The organism is Snodgrassella sp. ESL0304, from assembly GCF_013344995.1.
GTDB classification, from domain to species: domain Bacteria; phylum Pseudomonadota; class Gammaproteobacteria; order Burkholderiales; family Neisseriaceae; genus Snodgrassella; species Snodgrassella alvi.
On sequence record NZ_JAAEDR010000011.1, the window covers coordinates 195,583 to 214,172 of the forward strand.

Sequence of the window (18,590 nt, forward strand, 5' to 3'; positions counted from 1 at the left end):
CTGAAGAATGGTAATCATGATTCGTACTCGTTTTGCTCCCAGTCCTACCGGTTTTTTGCATATTGGTGGTGTGCGCACTGCTTTGTTCTCTTGGGCATTTGCACGTAAACATCATGGTAAGTTTATATTACGAATTGAAGACACGGATCTGGAACGTTCTACGGCTGAATCAGTGCAGGCGATTATGGATGGTATGCACTGGGTTGGTCTGGACTATGATGAAGGTCCGTTTTACCAGACAAAGCGCTTTGACCGTTATGCAGAAGTTTTACGTGAGTTAGTGGCTTCCGGTCATGCCTATTATGACTATACCAGCCGTGAAGAACTGGAAGCAATGCGGCAGGAAGCTGAGGCACGTGGTGAACACTTCTGGTATGACCGCCGCTGGCGGCCGGATGAAGGCAAAACACTGCCGCCTGTACCCGAAGGTGTTCAGCCGGTTGTACGTTTTAAAATGCCGCTAACTGGTGAAACGGCATGGGATGATTTGGTTAAAGGTCATATTGCCATTGCCAATCAGGATCTGGATGATCTGATTATTGCGCGTGCCGATGGTACGCCTACCTATAATTTCTGTGTAGTTGTAGATGATTATGATATGGGTATTACGCAGGTTATCCGTGGTGATGACCATGTCAACAATACACCTAAACAGATTAATATTCTTTTGGCTATGGGTGCAGCTTTACCTCAATATGCTCATTTGCCGATGATTTTGAATGAAAAAGGCGCAAAAATGAGTAAGCGCCGTGACGCTGTTAGTGTGGTTGATTATGACCGGCAAGGTATTTTACCGGAAGCTTTGCTGAATTATCTGGCACGACTCGGCTGGGGACATGGTGATGATGAATTCTTCACGATGGAACAGTTTGTTGAATGGTTTGATTTAAAAGATGTCAGCCCTTCAGCCAGCCGTTTTGATCATGAAAAGCTGTTGTGGCTGAATGCGCAGCATATTAAAGCCAGTGATAATTCCCGTCTGGCTGAGCTGGTGCGTCCGCGTCTGACACAGCAGGGCATTGAAGTGACTGAGCAGCCGGATTTGGCTGAAGTGATAGCACTGGTTAAGGAACGTGCTCAGGATTTAAATCAGCTGGCTGAAGAATGCAGATATTTTTATGCTAAAGCCACTCCCGGAGAAAAGGAAGTAGCTAAACACTGGGATGCTGATGCTCCGGCACGTATGCAGCGCTTTGCAGCCCTGCTTGAACAGTTATCACACTGGGATGCGGAAAGTATTCACGCTCTTTTTGCACCATTTTGTGAAACAGAAAATATTAAAATGGGTAAATTGGGTATGCCTTTACGTCTGGCTGTATGTGGTACAGAAAAAACCCCGTCGATTGATCAGGTGCTGGCTTTATTAGGGCGCGATGAGGTATTGCGCCGTCTGCGTCAGAACTGAGTTTGATTTGCATTTACACAGGCTGCCGGTCTTGTGATTATTTGTCTACAGACAGATATTACAGTACCGGCAGTCTGTGTTATTTAGGCTAATAGTATTGAGTAAAAATTTTTTTTGTGTAAATAAAAAGCTGATTATGGATGTAAATTGTGTATTTATGGCATTTTTTTGTAAGTTTGATACACAATTAATTATGCCGGCAGGTTGCTGCTGTGTTCTGCCTGTGGCACAATCTGCGCCGGTTTTGGATGAATGTAAATGAATACAAAAGCAAATTTATCACAACGTATTGTTGTTGGCATGTCCGGTGGAGTGGATTCATCGGTTACAGCCTGGCTGCTCAAGCAGGGCGGTTATGATGTGCGCGGTGTCTTCATGCAAAACTGGGAAGACGATAACGATGACGAATATTGTTCTATCAAGCAGGATTCACTGGATGCAGTAGCAGTGGCTGATCTGATTGATATGGATATTGATATTGTTAATTTTGCAGGTCAGTATAAAGATAATGTCTTTGCATATTTTCTTCAGGAGTATCAGGCTGGTCGCACACCCAATCCTGATGTATTGTGTAATGCAGAAATTAAATTCAAATGTTTTCTGGAACATGCGCTGAACGGTGGTGCAGATCTGATTGCAACAGGACATTATGCACGTAAGGATGTACGCGATGGCGTACATTATCTGCTCAAGGGGCTGGATCAGAATAAAGACCAAAGCTATTTTCTGTATCGACTGCAACCATACCAATTACAGCGTGCATTGTTTCCGCTGGGTGATCTGGAAAAATCTGAAGTACGCCGACTGGCGGAGCAGGCTCAGTTACCCACAGCCGGAAAAAAAGACAGTACCGGAATCTGCTTTATTGGTGAACGTCCGTTCAGACAATTTTTACAGCGTTATCTGCCTACTAATCCGGGTGCAATGGTGACGCCGGAAGGTAAAATTGTAGGTGAGCATGAAGGACTGATGTATTACACACTGGGGCAGCGCAAAGGTTTGGGTATTGGTGGCGACGGTGAGCCATGGTTTGTTGCCGGAAAAAATTTGTCGGATAATGAGCTTCTGGTTGTACAGGGACATGATCATCCACTGTTGTTCAGTCGCAGCCTGATTATGCATGATTTAAGTTTTACGACACCAGAACGTCCGGCAGAAGGGCGCTATGGCGTGAAAACACGTTATCGCATGCCTGATGCGGCGGCTCAATTGCGTTATCTGGCTGATGATTGCGCGGAACTGGTGTTTGATGAACCACAATGGGCAGTGACACCCGGTCAGTCTGCTGTACTGTATGCTGGCGCTGTGTGTCTGGGTGGTGGTATTATCAGAGATACCGACAGTCATAGTATTCAAAATAATTAATTTAATCACTTATATCAACAGACTGGCTGGCTACAGTCAGTCATCTTGCAGACAATGCTGATGTTCTGATTTGATGTTTTCTTTGCAGTCTGTTTTGACTGATATTTCCTTACTTCACTTTAAATTAGACGCATTGTTGCAGAGGAAAAAGATAATGGAAAAAATCTGGTTACAAAGTTATCAGGAAGGGGTGCGGGCAGAAGTAGATGTGCGTGCATATTCGTCAATTATTGACGTTCTTGACACCAGTGTGAAGAAATTCGGCCCGCAGCCAAGCTTTTCCAATATGGGTACTACACTCACGTATACTCAAACTGCTACTTTTGTAAATCAGTTCACGTCATATTTGCAGAATGTACTGAATCTGCAAAAAGGTGAGCGGGTAGCAATTATGATGCCTAATGTATTGCAGTATCCGATTGCGGTATTCGGGGTGTTACAGGCTGGCGGCGTAGTTGTTAACGTCAATCCTCTGTATACGCCGAGGGAATTAGCTCATCAGTTGATTGATTCCGGTGCAACTGCGATTATTGTACTGGAAAATTTTGCGCATACAGTGGCTCAGGTTCTGGAGCAGACTGCAATCAAGCAGGTGATAGTGGCCAGTATGGGCGATATGCTTGGCTGGCTGAAGGGTACTGTAGTGAACTTCATGCTGCGCAAAGTCAAAAAAATGGTGAAGCCTTTTCGGATTGAGGGGGCAGTTACTTTTCTGCATGCTCTGGAATTAGGGAAAAAACAACGTTTTACTCCGGTACCGCTTGAGCTGGAAGATTTGGCTTTGTTGCAATATACCGGCGGGACAACCGGTATGTCCAAGGGCGCAATGCTGACGCATGGTAATATTGTAGCTAATATGCAGCAGGCATCAGAATGGATTAAAGCAAATCTGGTCCCTGGAAAGGAAGTAGTAGTAACACCATTGCCGCTATATCATATTTTTTCACTTACTGTGAATATTATGATTTTTGCTAATGCTGGTTCCAAAAATATTCTGATTACCAACCCACGTGATATTAAAGCTTTGGTTAAAGTTCTGAAAAACAATCGGGTAACGGTAATGAGTGGCGTTAATACTCTGTTTAATGCACTGATTCATAATGAAGAATTTAAAACGATTGATTTTTCAACCTGGAAGCTGGTGCTGGGTGGCGGAATGGCAACTCAGAAAATGGTAGCGCAGGAATGGAAAGCCATTACGGGTGTGCCCATTATTGATGCTTATGGTTTAACTGAGGCCAGCCCCGGCGTGTGTGCTAATCCGCTGAATAATCCTGAATATACGGGTACTGCCGGTTTGCCGGTGTCGAATACAGATATTGAAATTCGTGATGATAACGGCAAGGTTCTCGGGGTTGGTGAAGTAGGCGAATTATGGGTTCAGGGGCCGCAAGTAATGAAAGGCTACTGGAACCGACCGGAAGAAACAGCTAAAGTTCTTGATAGCCGTGGTTTTGTGGCTACCGGTGATATGGCTGAAATTGATGCTAAAGGTTATGTAAAGCTGGTAGATCGCAAAAAAGATATGATTCTGGTATCGGGTTTTAATGTATATCCGAATGAGGTAGAAGAGGTTGTAGCCGCTATGCCTGAGGTGCTGGAAGTAGCTTGTATCGGTGTACCTAATGAAAAATCAGGCGAAGCAATCAAGTTATTTGTAGTAAAACGAGAACCGAATCTGACTCGTGAACAAATTATTGCCTATTGCCGCCAGAATCTGACCGGCTATAAAGTGCCTAAAGATATAGAGTTTTGCTCAGAACTGCCCAAATCTGCTGTAGGAAAAATTTTGCGTAAGGATTTGCGAACAGAAAAATAATATTTTGTTATAAAAAACGGATACTGCTAATATAAGAGCAGTATCCGTTTTTTATTCAGTAAATAAAATGTAATAATTTATTTATTATGGGTATCAAATATAATAAATGATATAAACATATTTATAGGTTTTATTTGTTTAATATCCAAATCCTGTCTGGTTGTAATAAATAAATGAATTTACTAATTTTTTAGCTTAATTTATTGTTAAACTGAATCTTAAATCAGTCCAATACTGATTGTAATTCAAATGGAATATTTAATTTAGAATGAATATTTTTAGTACTTGTTGTTGGCAATAATAAGAAAGCTGGAATTTTATTTTTAATTTTAAATTGTATTCTACTTTCAGTTATTTAGCAGAAATTCTTTAGATTAAGTTGATAACTAAAAAACTGATATTGCTTTCTGGAGCTAATTCTAATCATGTAAATATGCTCATGCTACTGAGGATAATAGTCAATTTTCTTTCTTATTTGAATACAATTAATATCAATAGCATAATGATATTATTCAGTATATTTATGCAGCAAATATGTCTGAATTAAGTAGTAATCAGGCTGAAATGCTGGGTAAATTCATATCCAGAACACTTTGTTTCTGGCTTTCACGAAATTCTGCCAGTTTTTGTGCCAGCTGCGGATTGTCATTGGCCAGCATGGAAATGGCAAATAAAGCAGCATTGGCTGCACCAGCTTCACCAATAGCAAAAGTGGCTACTGGTACGCCTTTAGGCATTTGGACAATAGACAGTAGTGAATCTTCACCGCGCAAATATTTACTTGGTACAGGTACGCCCAGAACAGGAACGGTGGTTTTGGCAGCAACCATGCCTGGCAGATGAGCAGCCCCTCCGGCGCCGGCTATAATCGCTTTCAAGCCTCGGGAACGGGCGGTTTCAGCGTATTCAAACATTAAATCCGGAGTACGGTGTGCGGATACAACCTGTATTTCATAAGGAATACTGAATTGCTGCAGAAACTGCTCTGCCTGCTGCATAATCGGATAGTCACTATTGCTACCCATAATAATGCCGATTTGCGGAGTGTTCATCGAGTTCCTTTTTTGATTGGTAACAGGTTTTTTAATTGATGCCTGGCTTTAACAGCGGCATTACTGTTGGGATAACTACTGATAATGTGCTGATAAGTAAGGCGGGAAATATCCTGCTGCTGTAAATGAGTCTGACATTGTGCCACCAGATAAAGAGCGTTGGCACTTTGACTGTTTTGCGGATAAAGGCTGTTAAAGCGCTTGCCGATATTAATTACTGATTCACAATTATTCAAACGAGAATGGTTTTGCAGCAGCAGCCACATGCGCTCTTGTGCCTGGGCGCTGCCATTGCCACCACTATCAGCGTTTTTCAGCAGACGAATGCTTTGGCTATAAAGACCGGCATTATATAGCCGGCGTGCTTCGCTGGTATTATCATTAGTAGCGGAGGCTTTGACCGGAGTAGTGTGGCTGACCGGAGTACGTACATTCAGGTAGCGCGATAATGTATCTTGTTGCTGACGAATATCATTCATCTGGTTTTGCAGACCATTGATCTGTATCTGTAAAGCATTCAGTTGCGTCTGAATCTGGTCAAGCTGTTCAGTGGATTGGTTACTATTTGTGTGTACTTCTTCCGCTGCAGAAGTGCTAGCTGCAACAGAGGAGGATGGTATGTTACTGCAAGCACTGATACAAAATGTAACTATCAGGATTAGGCTGAAATGGTATTGATTTAAACGTGAATTCATGTATTTTTCTCCTCCGGTTGTTTGTTATTATCTTTTCTGAATAAGTGTTAAACCATCACCAAGTGGTATAGTTAACGGAATTATCCGCGTATCATTTATCAAGCTGGCATTGAACTGACGCATAATATGAACACTTTCTGATTCATTAGCATTGGCTGTATGTGCAACACGACCGTGCAATAAGACATTATCAATGGCGATAATGCCGCCGGGACGAACCAATTGCAGACAGCGCTCAAAATATTGAGGGGTGGGTATCTTATCCGCGTCTATCAGAGCAATATCGTAATAATTGTTTTGATTATTGGTAATCAGTTTATCGAGGGTTATTATTGCCGGCTGCAGATACAGCTGGATTTTATGGCTGACATTAGCCTCTTGCCAGTAGCGGCGGGCAATATCGGTATAGGTTACGTTAATATCACAGACAGTGATATGTCCGTCTTCCGGCAGTGCCATTGCCATAGCTGTACTACTGTAACCGGTAAAAACACCAATTTCCAGATAGTTACGAGCCTGAATCATCCGTGCAAGCCATACCATTAATTGAGCCTGTTCCGGTGCGATACTCATATTACCCTTGCGATGTCGTGCCGTTTCAGCACGCAGCTGTGCTAGTAGTGGCGCTTCTGCAGGGTTTATTCCGGCAAGATATTGCCTCAGCTCCGGGGTAGTCAGACAACCGTTCTGGCTCATAACGGGTTAAATAGAGATTATTCAGTTAGATAGGTATAGCCTTTTTTCGGCAATTTGGCGGCGGCAAAGTTTGCTTCATCTTCCGGATTGAGCTGTACATCCCATAGCATGCCGCGATGTTCGATTTGTGCTTGTGCTTCTTCCGGGTGCTTAGTCAGAAATTCATTCAGAAACTGGGTAGTGTCAGACTGATAATTATACATATCGGTTTCTTCTTACATGATGAGTTCAGAAACGGGTGTATTATATACAAAGTAGGCAGTGGTAGTGAAGAAAATGCCGGCAGATTGCACTTGTCTGTGCGGTGAGGAATGATGAGATACGGATAGATAGGTTATACTATAGTACTTTATCGGTCGTGGTTGCTGCGGCACGCGAGTATTTTTTCATAAGCTTTTGTATTATTTATGCTAACAAAGTGGTTACACAAGGTTTTGCCGAGAAAGTCTGCCCGGCGTGGCAAAAGACGGGAAATCTCATTGGCACAACACCATATTCAGGCAGATGATCTGAGTTTTGCAGCGGAAAAGGTAATCACCCGCTTGCAGAAGGAAGGCTATCAGGCTTATGTGGTAGGTGGAGCTGTGCGTGATTTACTGCTTGGTGTGACACCTAAAGATTTTGATGTGGCAACAGATGCCACCCCCGAACAGATACATAAACTTTTCCGGCGCAGCCGCATTATCGGCAGGCGTTTTCCGATTGTGCATGTTATGGTTGGTCCGGAAACTATCGAGGTAACAACTTTTCGGGGCGGGGCAGTCAACAGCCATAATGAGCTAGGCAGGATTATGAAGGATGTCAGTTTCGGTACGCTTGAACAGGATGCAATGCGCCGGGACTTTACTGCCAACGCTCTATACTATGATCCGAAACAGCAGGTAGTTCTGGATTTTCATCATGGCGTTGAAGACATACTTAACCGGCGTCTGGTAATGATAGGTAATCCGGCTGAGCGCTATCAGGAGGATCCGGTGCGCATGCTACGGGCAGCCAGATTATCTGGCAAACTTGGCTTTACCGTAGATAAACATACATCTAAACCGATAGCTGAATGTGCGCAGTTGTTAAAGCGGGAACCGCCGGCTCGGCTGTTTGATGAAGTGCTGAAAATATTGTTCAGTGGTTATGCACAGGCATGTCTGCGCCAGATGAATAATCTTGGTCTGAAAGATATTCATCCGCTACTTGATGCATTAATGCCGGGCGGCGAAAGTAATGATAATATTGTCGCACTGGCTCTGCACAATACTGACGAACGCCTGCGGGCAGATAAATCTGTATCTATGGGCTTTGTACTGGCAGCTGTATTATGGCCGCATATAAGAACAGTATGGCAGCGGGAACTGAATAGTGGTATGCGCTCCAGTGCAGCGATGAATGCGGCGATTACTTCAGAACGTCAGCATGTAGATAAAAACTGGGGTGTGCCGCAGCGATATAGTGTAACCATGCGTGAAATCTGGAGTTTGCAACCGCAGTTTGAAATTATGCGCGGGGCGCGTCCTTACCGCTTACTCGGACAGCCGCGTTTTCGTGCTGCTTTTGATTTTATGTGTCTGCGTGCCAGTCTGGGCGAATTATCACAGGAGACAGTTCAGTGGTGGCAGGCTTTTCAGCATGGTTCAGATGTAGAGCGTGAGCAATTAATTCGTACTGCTTCGCAATCAGAAAAAAATTCAACAAGACAAAAAAGATACCGTAACAGACGCACTAACAAACCCAAGCAGGAGGAAGCATGAATTTAGTTACAGCGGTAATTGCTTTAGGGGCTAATCTTGATAATCCACGTAAACAGGTTGAAACAGCTCTGACAGATTTGAATCAGATTAAAGGGGTTCGGGTCAAGGCAATTTCACCACTTTATATTACTAAGCCGGTAGGAATGACTGACCAGCCGGATTTTGTCAATGCTGTTGTTCTGGTTCATACCACTTTAAGTGCTCATGAACTATTAAATTCTTTATTGGATCTGGAAAACCGACTGGGACGGGTACGTGAGGTTCCAAACGGACCGCGAGTGATTGATTTGGATATAATTGATTATGATCATCAGGATATTAATGATGCGGATCTGACACTGCCGCACCCGCGTGCGTGTGAACGTGCTTTTGTAATGGCACCGCTGGCTGCAATTGCGCCTTATTATGTAATTGGTACTCATGACAGTGCTTCTGTGGTGGCCGCGGCATTATTAAAGAAACAGCCGGATGCAGTAACTATAATTACTGAAATTACTGACGAACAGGAATAAAAACAGGGGAGCAGGGAGTATGGATTATCGCTACATTGTCGTAGAAGGATCTATTGGCAGTGGAAAATCAGCTTTAAGCCGCCGTCTGGCACAATATTTTGATGCTCTGCTGCTGTCGGAAATTCCGGAAAGCAATCCGTTTCTGGAAAAATTTTATCTGAATGCGACTAATCACGGGCTAGCCACAGAGATGCATTTTTTAATGCGTCGTTGCGAGGCAATAAATGTGATTTATGCAGAGGATGAGCGACGCTCGCGGGTTATTGCTGATTTTCTGCTTGAGAAGGATCAGATATATGTGCCGGTAATTTTGCGTGAAGAGGAACAGACTCTGTACTGGCAAATTAAGCAAAAAGTAATGCCGAAATTTCCGGTTCCGGATCTGGTGATTTATCTGGAAGCTGATGACGAGTTGCTTGATAAGCGTTTGCGTCAGCGGGATGACGGAATGGTTAATCTGTTTCCGGCTGGTTATTTACAGCAAATTCACGCTGAGTATCGCCGGTTTTTCCATTTATATCAGCATGCTCCGCTATTGATTGCTAATACTAATGAGCTGGATTTTCTTGGTAATGACGATCATTTTGAACTGTTGCTCAATACCATTGCTAATATGCAGGGCAGCCGTAATTATCTCAATTTAAGCGAATAGTTATTTAAAATTGTTTGGTGAAATAATTATTTCCGTTGTCTGCGTGGATATTTCAGTCAATCTGATTTGTCGTAAATTAGCTATATCGGCATTTTATGCTGTTTAATTTGAGTAAAAAAATATCAATGACATTATTCTGTTAATTTGGTATTTATTTTCTCTTTGCGATGGATTTCAGACTTATAAACTGTACTTTTTCTAGAAAAAAGTACAGTTTTTGTATATGGAATTGCAGAATTCAGATACGTATTTTTCCGGCATTACCAAAGATGAAATTACTGGTTTAGTACCAACATCTGGATATATCCATATTAGATAAATAATTTTAAAGATATTCCGGTCAGATGGGAATAAAGGATGGCAAAATATTTGTTAATCTGTTCTGGTTTGGCTGTAGTCTGTGGTATTTTGCCGGTCATTACAACTAGCCGGATATTTGTTGTAACAAATTTGGGTTTCTTTAGCCGGAATGCAGGTTAAAAATAAATAAGCTGTTATTACCGGCAGTATTTTCTGATAAAACATAAATAGCGGATTTATCTGTATATGCATACTATTCATACTTTAAGGAAAATGAAGGCAGCCGGTGAAAAAATTGCCATGCTGACTTGTTATGATGCCAGTTTTGCCCGTCTGATGAGCGATGCCGGTGTTGATATATTGCTGATTGGTGATTCGCTTGGTATGGCGGTACAAGGGCAAACATCTACTATACCGGTTAGTGTTGATGATATCTGTTATCACACGGCTGCTGTAGCACGTGGTAATCAACAGGCAATGATTCTGGCTGATCTGCCTTTCGGTGCCTATCAGCAAAGCAAAGAACAGGCTTTTGCTGCTGCAGTACGCCTGATGGTTGCCGGTGCACATATGGTGAAACTGGAAGGGGGTGCATGGATAGCAGAAACCACGCAGTTTTTACAGCAGCGAGGTATTCCGGTATGTGCACATATCGGTCTTACGCCGCAATCCGTTCATACACTCGGTGGCTATAAAGTACAAGGTCGTGGTGAAGCCGCGGCACAATTAATGGCCGATGCTCAGGCTCATGCACAGGCTGGTGCTGATATGGTATTAATGGAGTGTGTACCCGGCCAGCTGGCAGCAGAGGTGACAGCAGCACTTAGCTGCCCGACAATCGGTATTGGTGCAGGTGTCGACTGTGACGGACAAGTTTTGGTAATGCATGATATGCTGGGTATTTATCCGGGTAAAACAGCTAAATTTGTCAAAAATTTTATGCAGGATCAGGATAGTATTCAGGCAGCTGTCAGTGCCTATGTTCGCGAAGTAAAAGCAAAAACTTTTCCGGCAGCAGAACATATTTTTGCTGATTGAAAGTTTGAATTAAATTTCTGTTTTTAATTGAAAATATTATATTTTTATGTGGGTTTTTCTTTACAAATAGTCAATAGGCATATTTTGCGGATATTTATACGGGCTTGTTTTTTTTTCTGGAAGTATATATAAGTTAATTCGTTGACAAATAAAAATTTTCAGGGAGATGCTTATGGCGCTCGCCAAGCCTTACCCCCGTGCTTTGACTATTGCCGGATCTGATTCCAGTGGCGGAGCAGGTATTCAGGCGGACTTAAAAACTTTTGCTGCGCTGGGTGCATACGGTACCAGTGTGATTACAGCCATTACTGCACAGAATACTTTTGGTGTACAGCAGGTTATGGTAGTAACGCCGGATATGATAGAGGCGCAGTGTGCGGCAGTAATGTCTGATATTCGTATCGATGCGGTCAAAATCGGTATGCTGGCTGATATTGATAGCATCCGTACGGTTGCTCAATCACTGCAACAATATCATCTGCCTTTTACTGTACTGGATCCGGTTATGGTGGCTACTTCCGGTTCAGCTTTGTCGATAGAAAATACTGTGCAGACAATGAAGCAATTGCTGATGCCGCTGGCTGATATTCTGACACCTAATCTTTTTGAACTTTCTATCATGACACATAAGCCGATAGCCACTACGGATCAAGAAATGCTCGAACAGGGACAGATTTTACTGGATGAAGGCTGTCATGCAGTACTGGTAAAAGGCGGGCACCGTAATAATTCTGAAGATGCTGCAGACTGGCTGATGGAACGGGATAATGAACCGGTATGTTTTAAAAGTCTCCGGATTCATACTTCACATACTCATGGTACTGGTTGTACTCTTTCAGCTGCGATAGCCGCTTTGCGACCACAGCATGAAAATCTGGCCAATACAGTCGCGGCTGCCAAAAGTTATGTACATGGTGCGATTGAGGCAGGGCAACACTGGCATCTGGGACATGGGTATGGCCCGTTAGCGCATTTCTGGCGTATAAGGCATGATTAGTAGTTTTGCCGCTATGCTAAAATAGCAGCTTGACCGGTATAAGGCCGACTGCAAGGCATAAATTGCCTTTTTATCAGATAGGGGAAGTTTTAATGCAGACATGGCATCAGGCAATTGGTGCAGAAAAACAGCAACCATATTTTCAGCATATTCTGGAAACAGTACGTGCTGAAAGGCTGGCCGGTAAGGTGATTTATCCGCCGGCGCAAGATGTGTTCAATGCGTTTAAGGCAACTGAATTTGCTCAGGTAAAAGTGGTTATTCTTGGTCAGGATCCTTATCATGGTCCGCAGCAGGCGCATGGTTTGTCTTTTTCTGTACGGCAAGGTGTAGCCATTCCTCCTTCACTAGTCAATATATATAAAGAACTGGCTGAAGATATACCCGGCTTTCGTATTCCGCAGCATGGCTATTTGCAGCACTGGGCAGAGCAAGGTGTATTGTTGCTTAATACCGTTTTAACCGTGCGCGCCGGTCAGGCACATTCACATGCAGAGCTGGGCTGGGAAACTTTTACCGACCATGTGATTGCTGTCTTGAATGCTGAACGTGAACATATTGTATTTATGCTTTGGGGCAGCCATGCACAAAAAAAAGGTGCTATGATTGACCGGAAAAAACATCTGGTATTAACTGCACCTCATCCGTCTCCTTTATCTGCATACCGTGGTTTTTTCGGATGCAGGCATTTTTCACGGGCTAATGCATATCTGCAGGAGCACGGAATAAGCCCGATAGACTGGCAATTGTAAGATATCCGGCTGACCAGAAGCCGGCCTGATAAACAGTACGGTTGTGTTTTTGCCGGAAACATCAATAAAACCATGTTAAATCTGAATCCGCAACAACACGAAGCTATTCACTATCTTGATGGACCATTACTGGTGCTGGCTGGTGCCGGCAGTGGTAAAACGCGTGTTATTACTGAAAAAATTGCTTACCTGATTACACAAGCACACTATCCTGCCCAGCAGATAGCTGCAATTACTTTTACTAATAAAGCGGCACGGGAAATGCAGGAGCGTGTTGGCCATTTATTAAGTAAATCGCAAACCCGCGGTTTAACTATATGTACTTTTCATTCGCTGGGTATGCGTTTTTTACGTGAGGAAGCAGCAGCTGCGGGATATAAAAAACAATTTTCTATTCTCGACAGTGCCGATGCGGGCAAAATCATCAGTGAATTACTGGGCAGTACCGGCAGGGAAATGGTGTTTAAAGCCCAGCATCAGATTTCACTGTGGAAAAATAGTCTGCTTTCTCCGGAAACTGTTATTCGGCAGGCTGATGATACATGGACACATCAGATGGGGCAGTTATATGCCTCTTATCAGGATACTCTGACCAGCTATCAGGCAGTAGATTTTGATGATCTAATCCGGATACCGGTTGAGCTGCTCCAGTCACAGGCAGATATTCGCTATAAGTGGCAGCTTCGTTTGCGTTATCTGCTGGTAGATGAGTGTCAGGATACCAATACCTGTCAGTATGCGCTGATGCGTCTGCTTACCGGTGCAGAAGGTAAGTTTACTGCCGTAGGTGATGATGATCAGAGTATTTATGCCTGGCGTGGTGCCAATATGGAAAATCTGCGTCTGCTGCAACAAGATTATCCGGATTTAAAGATTATTAAACTGGAGCAAAATTATCGTTCTACTGCACGTATTCTGCGTGTAGCCAATCAGGTGATTGCCCATAATCCCAAACTTTTTGCTAAAACATTATGGAGTGAATACGGGTTGGGTGACATGATTGATGTTATTGCCTGTAAAAATGAGGCTCACGAAGCTGATGTAGTCGTCAGCAGAATTGCTCATCAGAAACTGATTGGTGGTGATGCCGTACATTACCGGGATTTTGCGATTTTATATCGGGGTAATCATCAGGCGAGAGTTTTTGAAGAGGCATTGCGTAGCCGGAGAATTCCATACAGACTTTCAGGCGGACAAAGTTTTTTTGATAAGGCCGAAATCAAAGATGTACTGGCTTATGTTCGTTTACTTGCTAATCCGGACGATGATCCGGCATTTCTGCGCGCAGTAACGACACCACGGCGAGGAGTAGGTGAAACCACACTGGCTAAGCTGAATAATTATGCCAAAGTAGCACAATGCAGTTTATTTGAAGCTGCACGCAGTATGGATGCGCTGGCAGAGTTGTCAGCAAAAAGCCGTGAACCGTTACAGCAGTTTATGGCTTTGCTGGCTGATTATCAGGCACGTGCTACTGTGGAAGATGCCGGACAATTGTTGCACAGTTTGCTTGCCGATATAGCTTATGAAACACATTTGCTCAATACAGAGGAAGGACGGGCCGGAGAAATTAAATGGCGCAATGTGCAGGATTTGCTCAGCTGGATAGGCAAAAAAGGTGAAGAAGATGGCCGGAATATTCTGGAAATAGCCCAGACTATAGCACTAATGACATTGCTTGATGGTAAAGAAGATGAAGATGCAGATATGGTGAGTATGTCCACTCTGCATGCGTCTAAAGGTCTGGAGTATCCGCATGTGTTTCTGGTAGGCTGTGAAGAAGGAGTATTTCCGCATGCTGACAGTATCGAAGAAGGCAATATTGATGAGGAACGCCGGCTGATGTATGTGGGTATCACCCGTGCGCGGCAAACTCTTACTCTTACACATTGTCATAAACGCAAACGTGCCGGTTCCTGGGAATTTCATGAACCCAGCCGTTTTATTGATGAAATGCCGGGCGAAGATATTCGTTTGCTGGGACGTAAGGGCAGTGAACCCATTGTTAGTCAGTCGGAAGGTAAAAGTATTCTTGCAGGAATGATGGCACGGCTGGATAGTCTGCAATAGCAGTCTGTAACGTCATGTGGTTTGCACCATTACATGTTAAAATACAAATTGTTTGCTGCCTGTGCAGCTTGATTATGGAAAAAAATTATGAAAATCGCCAAAAATTCTGTTGTGACACTGGACTATGAAATGTTCAATGCTGATAACCAGCTGATCGATAAAACTGAAGAACCGATTAGCTATTTGCATGGTGGCTATGACGGTATTTTTCCGTTGGTTGAAGAACAGTTACATGATAAGACGGTTGGCGATGTAGTAGATGTAAAACTGGCACCAGATGATGCATTTGGCGAACAGGATGAAGATCTGATTCGTATTGAACCATTGGATGTGTTTCCGGTTGAAGTTGAAGTGGGCATGATGTTTGAAGCAGATGACCCGGAAACTGGTGATGTAATGGTTTATCGTATTACCGATGTAGCAGATGGTAAAGCGGTAGTCGATGGTAATCATCCGTTGGCTGGACAGTGTATTCGTTTTAAAGCAACAGTAAAAGACATTCGCCCTGCTACGGCTGAGGAGCTGGAACATGGTCATGTACATGGAGCGCATGATCACCATCATCACTAATTAGTTACATCATTGGATAATTAAATCTGAAAAAAGGAAGTTTCGCCGAAAGCGCAAACTTCTTTTTTTATTTCCGGCAATATTCAGCTTCTCACTGAAATACTGCATGTTATTGTCTCTGATTTACTGATTCACAGTATTAGTTTCAGACGGTATGATAAACCATGCATTCATATTCTTATTAATGCCATTATGACTCCCGAACAAATTCTTGCAGCAGCACGTCCGTATTCATTGTTTCTAAGCCGTTTACTGGATAATCAGTTACTTAATACAGACAAACTTTATCCTTGGCTGGAGCGGCAACTGACCATTGATGATTTCCGGAATTTCGCTGACTGGGCGCAATTACAGAGCAGTGAAAATGAAGATGAACTGGCACGCCAGTTACGCCTGCTGCGCCGTTATGTAATGGCACATATTATGGCTCGTGATTTGGCGCGGGTAAGCGATTTAAATGAAGTCACTGTAACTATTACCCATCTGGCGGATTTCGCTATAAATATTGCTGAGCAGTATGCACATGCCTACTATGCTGGTTTGTACGGACAGCCAGTCGGCCAGTACAGCGGGGATAAGCAACGCCTTAGTATTGTAGGTATGGGGAAAATGGGTGGCTATGAGCTGAATGTATCTTCTGATATTGATTTAATTTTTGTGTTTCCGGAAGCCGGAAATACTGATGGTAAACGACAGAAGAGCAATCAGGAATTTTTTACAAAAGTCGGACAGAAAATCATTGCTCTGTTAAATGATATTACCGGAGATGGTCAGGTCTTTCGGGTTGATATGCGTTTGCGTCCAGATGGTGATTCCGGAGCTCTGGTAATCAATGAAACCGCACTGGAGCATTATCTGATTCAGCAGGGACGGGAGTGGGAGCGTTATGCATGGACAAAGGCGCGTCTGGTCACAGACTATCCGAATAATATTGCTGCACTGGTACGACCTTTTGTATATCGCAAATATCTGGATTTTAATGCTTATGACGGCATGCGCAACCTGCATAGGCAGATACAGCGTGAAGTTACCCGTAAAGGTATGGCTGATAATATCAAACTTGGTGCCGGTGGTATCCGTGAGGTGGAATTTGTTGCCCAGATATTCCAGTTAATACGGGGCGGACAGGTACGCAGCCTGCAATTAAAAGGTACACAGGAAACGCTGCATGCTTTGCTTCAGCACGGTATGCTGTCGGAGGATAGTGTCGATACATTACTGAAAGCCTATTATTTTTTGCGGGATACCGAACACCGGCTGCAATACTGGGATGACCAGCAAACCCAGATGTTACCAACTGGTGAAAAGCAACAGCAAATGCTGGCACAAAGTATGGGATACAGCGACTATAAGGATTATCTGGCTGCCCTGAATCAGCACAGACAGGCTGTGCACCAGATTTTCGAAGCAATATTTACTGAACCGGAAGACAAAGCCAAAGTAAACGATCCGGATATGCTGCGTGTATGGCAGGATGAAAGTGACAACAAAGAAAAAATCGCTTTGCTGACTGCGCACGGGTTTGATGCCAAAAATGTATTGCAGCGGCTGCAACAATTGCATCATGGCAGTCAGTACCGGCAGCTATCGTCCACTGCGCAACAGCGCTTTGACGAAATCATACCGTCAGTGCTTAGTATTGCTGCGAAATGTCCGCAAGCAGATGTTACTTTAGCCCGTTTACTGGATTTTCTTGAGGCCATTGGCCGGCGCAGCTCTTATCTGGCATTTATGCATGAGCATCCTGAGGCTCTGGAAAAACTGGCTGGTTTAATGAGCCAGAGTAGCTGGGTAGCTACTTATCTACAGCAGCATCCGGTATTGCTGGATGAGCTGCTTAGCAACGAATTAATGCGTATAGATACTGATTGGGCAGCTCACTCGATTGAACTGGAGTATCAGCTTGATGAGTGTCACGGTGATGTTGAAGCCCAGATGGATGTTTTACGCCGGTTTCAGCATGCATGGACTTTCCGTCTGGCTGTGCAGGATCTGGCTGGCTTGTGGACAGTTGAGTCTTTATCCGACCAGCTTTCCGCTTTGGCTGATTTGATTATTCAAGCAGCACTTACAAGAGTATGGACTGAATTACCACGCAGGCATACTGATACTGCGCACTTTGCTGTGATTGGTTATGGCAAATTAGGCGGCAAAGAGCTGGGCTATACTTCTGATCTGGATTTGGTTTATGTATTTGATGATAATCATCCGGATGCTGTCGATACTTATACTCGACTGGCACGCCGCTTGACCAGCTGGCTCACTGTTCCGACTGGCGCCGGTATGCTCTATGATATTGATTTACGTCTGCGTCCGAACGGAGATTCCGGTTTTACCGTCACACATATACAGGCTTATGAGCGCTATGAACGTGAAAGTGCATGGACATGGGAACATCAGGCTTTAACACGTGCCCGCTTTATTGCCGGAGACAGTGTAGTTGGCAGACGCTTTGATGCTGTACGGAATGAGATACTGTGTCGTCAGCGTGATGCGGAACAGCTTCGGAAAGAAATTATTGCCATGCGCGAAAAAATGTTCCCTACACATCCGCCAGTTGACAGTAACGTGAAATATGCCCGCGGCGGTGTCGTTGATGTGGAATTCATTGTGCAGTATCTGATTCTTTCTTTTGCACATCAGTATCCGCAATTATTACAAAATTATGGCAATATTGCTTTGCTCAGTATTGCGGCTGAGCTGGGGCTGATTGACAGTAAACTGGCGGAAGGCAGCCGTACTGCGTATCGTTATTATCGACAGCTACAGCATAACACCCGTCTTCGTGACGCAGTCACTACGCCCATAGATGCTTCCTTACTTGAATATTATCAGATAGTGAAGAAACTATGGAAACAGGTATTTGCCGCCGAACCGTCGGAGTAAATATTTTATCTGTTGGTTTTCACTTCCGCTAAATATAAA

General features: G+C 43.7%; 16 protein-coding genes. 12 read left to right on the top strand and 4 right to left on the bottom strand.

Annotated elements, in window-relative coordinates:
• Positions 1-13: 13 nt before the first annotated feature.
• The 3 genes from gltX (at position 14) to GYX91_RS03415 (ending at position 4,589) form a co-directional block, all read left to right on the top strand.
• On the top strand, positions 14-1,405 hold the full coding sequence (gltX, locus tag GYX91_RS03405; protein ID WP_174829976.1) for a glutamate--tRNA ligase: 1,392 nt from the start codon (positions 14-16) through the stop codon (positions 1,403-1,405).
• Positions 1,406-1,663: 258 nt separating this feature from the next.
• Positions 1,664-2,770: a tRNA 2-thiouridine(34) synthase MnmA gene (gene mnmA, locus GYX91_RS03410; protein ID WP_025330338.1), complete on the top strand. Its 1,107-nt coding sequence runs from the start codon at positions 1,664-1,666 to the stop codon at positions 2,768-2,770.
• Positions 2,771-2,924: 154 nt separating this feature from the next.
• Positions 2,925-4,589 (top strand): AMP-binding protein, encoded by a 1,665-nt coding sequence (locus GYX91_RS03415; RefSeq protein WP_174829954.1) that lies wholly within the window; start codon positions 2,925-2,927, stop codon positions 4,587-4,589.
• Between the two features lie 554 nt (positions 4,590-5,143).
• Here GYX91_RS03415 and purE read toward each other — a convergent pair.
• The 4 genes from purE to GYX91_RS03435 are packed head-to-tail and all read right to left on the bottom strand — an operon-like array spanning position 5,144 to position 7,235.
• A complete protein-coding gene (gene purE, locus GYX91_RS03420; RefSeq protein WP_025330340.1) occupies positions 5,144-5,641 on the bottom strand; it encodes a 5-(carboxyamino)imidazole ribonucleotide mutase in 498 nt (165 codons plus the stop codon).
• Positions 5,638-6,336 (bottom strand): hypothetical protein, encoded by a 699-nt coding sequence (locus GYX91_RS03425; protein WP_174829955.1) that lies wholly within the window; start codon positions 6,334-6,336, stop codon positions 5,638-5,640. Before GYX91_RS03425 ends, purE begins: the two co-directional genes overlap by 4 nt.
• Positions 6,337-6,363: 27 nt before the next feature.
• Positions 6,364-7,032 (bottom strand): O-methyltransferase, encoded by a 669-nt coding sequence (locus tag GYX91_RS03430; protein WP_174829956.1) that lies wholly within the window; start codon positions 7,030-7,032, stop codon positions 6,364-6,366.
• A 17-nt stretch (positions 7,033-7,049) separates the two neighbouring features.
• Positions 7,050-7,235: a DUF3460 family protein gene (locus GYX91_RS03435; RefSeq protein ID WP_025330343.1), complete on the bottom strand. Its 186-nt coding sequence runs from the start codon at positions 7,233-7,235 to the stop codon at positions 7,050-7,052.
• A 204-nt stretch (positions 7,236-7,439) separates the two neighbouring features.
• On the opposite strand from GYX91_RS03435, the gene pcnB reads away from it, so the two are divergent.
• The 9 genes from pcnB to glnE all read left to right on the top strand — a co-directional run bounded on the left by pcnB (position 7,440) and on the right by glnE (position 18,551).
• Entirely contained in the window at positions 7,440-8,774 is a 1,335-nt protein-coding gene (gene pcnB / locus GYX91_RS03440) for a polynucleotide adenylyltransferase PcnB (RefSeq protein WP_084554071.1), read from the top strand.
• Positions 8,771-9,286 (top strand): 2-amino-4-hydroxy-6-hydroxymethyldihydropteridine diphosphokinase, encoded by a 516-nt coding sequence (gene folK / locus GYX91_RS03445; protein ID WP_084550483.1) that lies wholly within the window; start codon positions 8,771-8,773, stop codon positions 9,284-9,286. The genes pcnB and folK overlap by 4 nt, the downstream gene beginning before the upstream one ends.
• Before the next feature lie 19 nt (positions 9,287-9,305).
• Positions 9,306-9,938 (top strand): deoxynucleoside kinase, encoded by a 633-nt coding sequence (locus GYX91_RS03450; RefSeq protein WP_025330346.1) that lies wholly within the window; start codon positions 9,306-9,308, stop codon positions 9,936-9,938.
• Between the two features lie 546 nt (positions 9,939-10,484).
• Positions 10,485-11,276 carry a 3-methyl-2-oxobutanoate hydroxymethyltransferase gene (panB, locus tag GYX91_RS03455; protein ID WP_078474438.1) on the top strand — a complete coding sequence of 264 codons (792 nt, stop codon included), beginning with the start codon at positions 10,485-10,487 and terminating at the stop codon, positions 11,274-11,276.
• A 172-nt stretch (positions 11,277-11,448) separates the two neighbouring features.
• A complete protein-coding gene (thiD, locus tag GYX91_RS03460) occupies positions 11,449-12,273 on the top strand; it encodes a bifunctional hydroxymethylpyrimidine kinase/phosphomethylpyrimidine kinase (RefSeq protein ID WP_037392786.1) in 825 nt (274 codons plus the stop codon).
• Between the two features lie 77 nt (positions 12,274-12,350).
• The gene (gene ung / locus GYX91_RS03465; protein ID WP_370520369.1) at positions 12,351-13,025 is read left to right on the top strand and encodes a uracil-DNA glycosylase; all 675 of its coding nucleotides are present in this window, start codon (positions 12,351-12,353) and stop codon (positions 13,023-13,025) included.
• A 72-nt stretch (positions 13,026-13,097) separates the two neighbouring features.
• Positions 13,098-15,095, top strand: a complete 1,998-nt coding sequence (gene rep / locus GYX91_RS03470) for a DNA helicase Rep (RefSeq protein WP_174829957.1) — start codon at positions 13,098-13,100, stop codon at positions 15,093-15,095.
• A gap of 87 nt (positions 15,096-15,182) precedes the next feature.
• On the top strand, positions 15,183-15,665 hold the full coding sequence (locus GYX91_RS03475) for a peptidylprolyl isomerase (RefSeq protein WP_025330351.1): 483 nt from the start codon (positions 15,183-15,185) through the stop codon (positions 15,663-15,665).
• Positions 15,666-15,857: 192 nt separating this feature from the next.
• Positions 15,858-18,551 carry a bifunctional [glutamate--ammonia ligase]-adenylyl-L-tyrosine phosphorylase/[glutamate--ammonia-ligase] adenylyltransferase gene (gene glnE / locus GYX91_RS03480; protein WP_174829958.1) on the top strand — a complete coding sequence of 898 codons (2,694 nt, stop codon included), beginning with the start codon at positions 15,858-15,860 and terminating at the stop codon, positions 18,549-18,551.
• Positions 18,552-18,590 lie beyond the last annotated feature (39 nt).

Excerpts from the sequence above, each read along its gene's own strand:
- mnmA (WP_025330338.1), top strand. The coding sequence starts at position 1,664 with ATGAATACAAAAGCAAATTTATCACAACGTATTGTTGTTGGCATGTCC.
- GYX91_RS03415 (WP_174829954.1), top strand. The coding sequence starts at position 2,925 with ATGGAAAAAATCTGGTTACAAAGTTATCAGGAAGGGGTGCGGGCAGAA.
- purE (WP_025330340.1), bottom strand. The coding sequence starts at position 5,641 with ATGAACACTCCGCAAATCGGCATTATTATGGGTAGCAATAGTGACTAT.
- GYX91_RS03425 (WP_174829955.1), bottom strand. The coding sequence starts at position 6,336 with ATGAATTCACGTTTAAATCAATACCATTTCAGCCTAATCCTGATAGTT.
- GYX91_RS03430 (WP_174829956.1), bottom strand. The coding sequence starts at position 7,032 with ATGAGCCAGAACGGTTGTCTGACTACCCCGGAGCTGAGGCAATATCTT.
- GYX91_RS03435 (WP_025330343.1), bottom strand. The coding sequence starts at position 7,235 with ATGTATAATTATCAGTCTGACACTACCCAGTTTCTGAATGAATTTCTG.
- pcnB (WP_084554071.1), top strand. The coding sequence starts at position 7,440 with ATGCTAACAAAGTGGTTACACAAGGTTTTGCCGAGAAAGTCTGCCCGG.
- folK (WP_084550483.1), top strand. The coding sequence starts at position 8,771 with ATGAATTTAGTTACAGCGGTAATTGCTTTAGGGGCTAATCTTGATAAT.
- GYX91_RS03450 (WP_025330346.1), top strand. The coding sequence starts at position 9,306 with ATGGATTATCGCTACATTGTCGTAGAAGGATCTATTGGCAGTGGAAAA.
- panB (WP_078474438.1), top strand. The coding sequence starts at position 10,485 with ATGCATACTATTCATACTTTAAGGAAAATGAAGGCAGCCGGTGAAAAA.
- thiD (WP_037392786.1), top strand. The coding sequence starts at position 11,449 with ATGGCGCTCGCCAAGCCTTACCCCCGTGCTTTGACTATTGCCGGATCT.
- rep (WP_174829957.1), top strand. The coding sequence starts at position 13,098 with ATGTTAAATCTGAATCCGCAACAACACGAAGCTATTCACTATCTTGAT.
- GYX91_RS03475 (WP_025330351.1), top strand. The coding sequence starts at position 15,183 with ATGAAAATCGCCAAAAATTCTGTTGTGACACTGGACTATGAAATGTTC.
- glnE (WP_174829958.1), top strand. The coding sequence starts at position 15,858 with ATGACTCCCGAACAAATTCTTGCAGCAGCACGTCCGTATTCATTGTTT.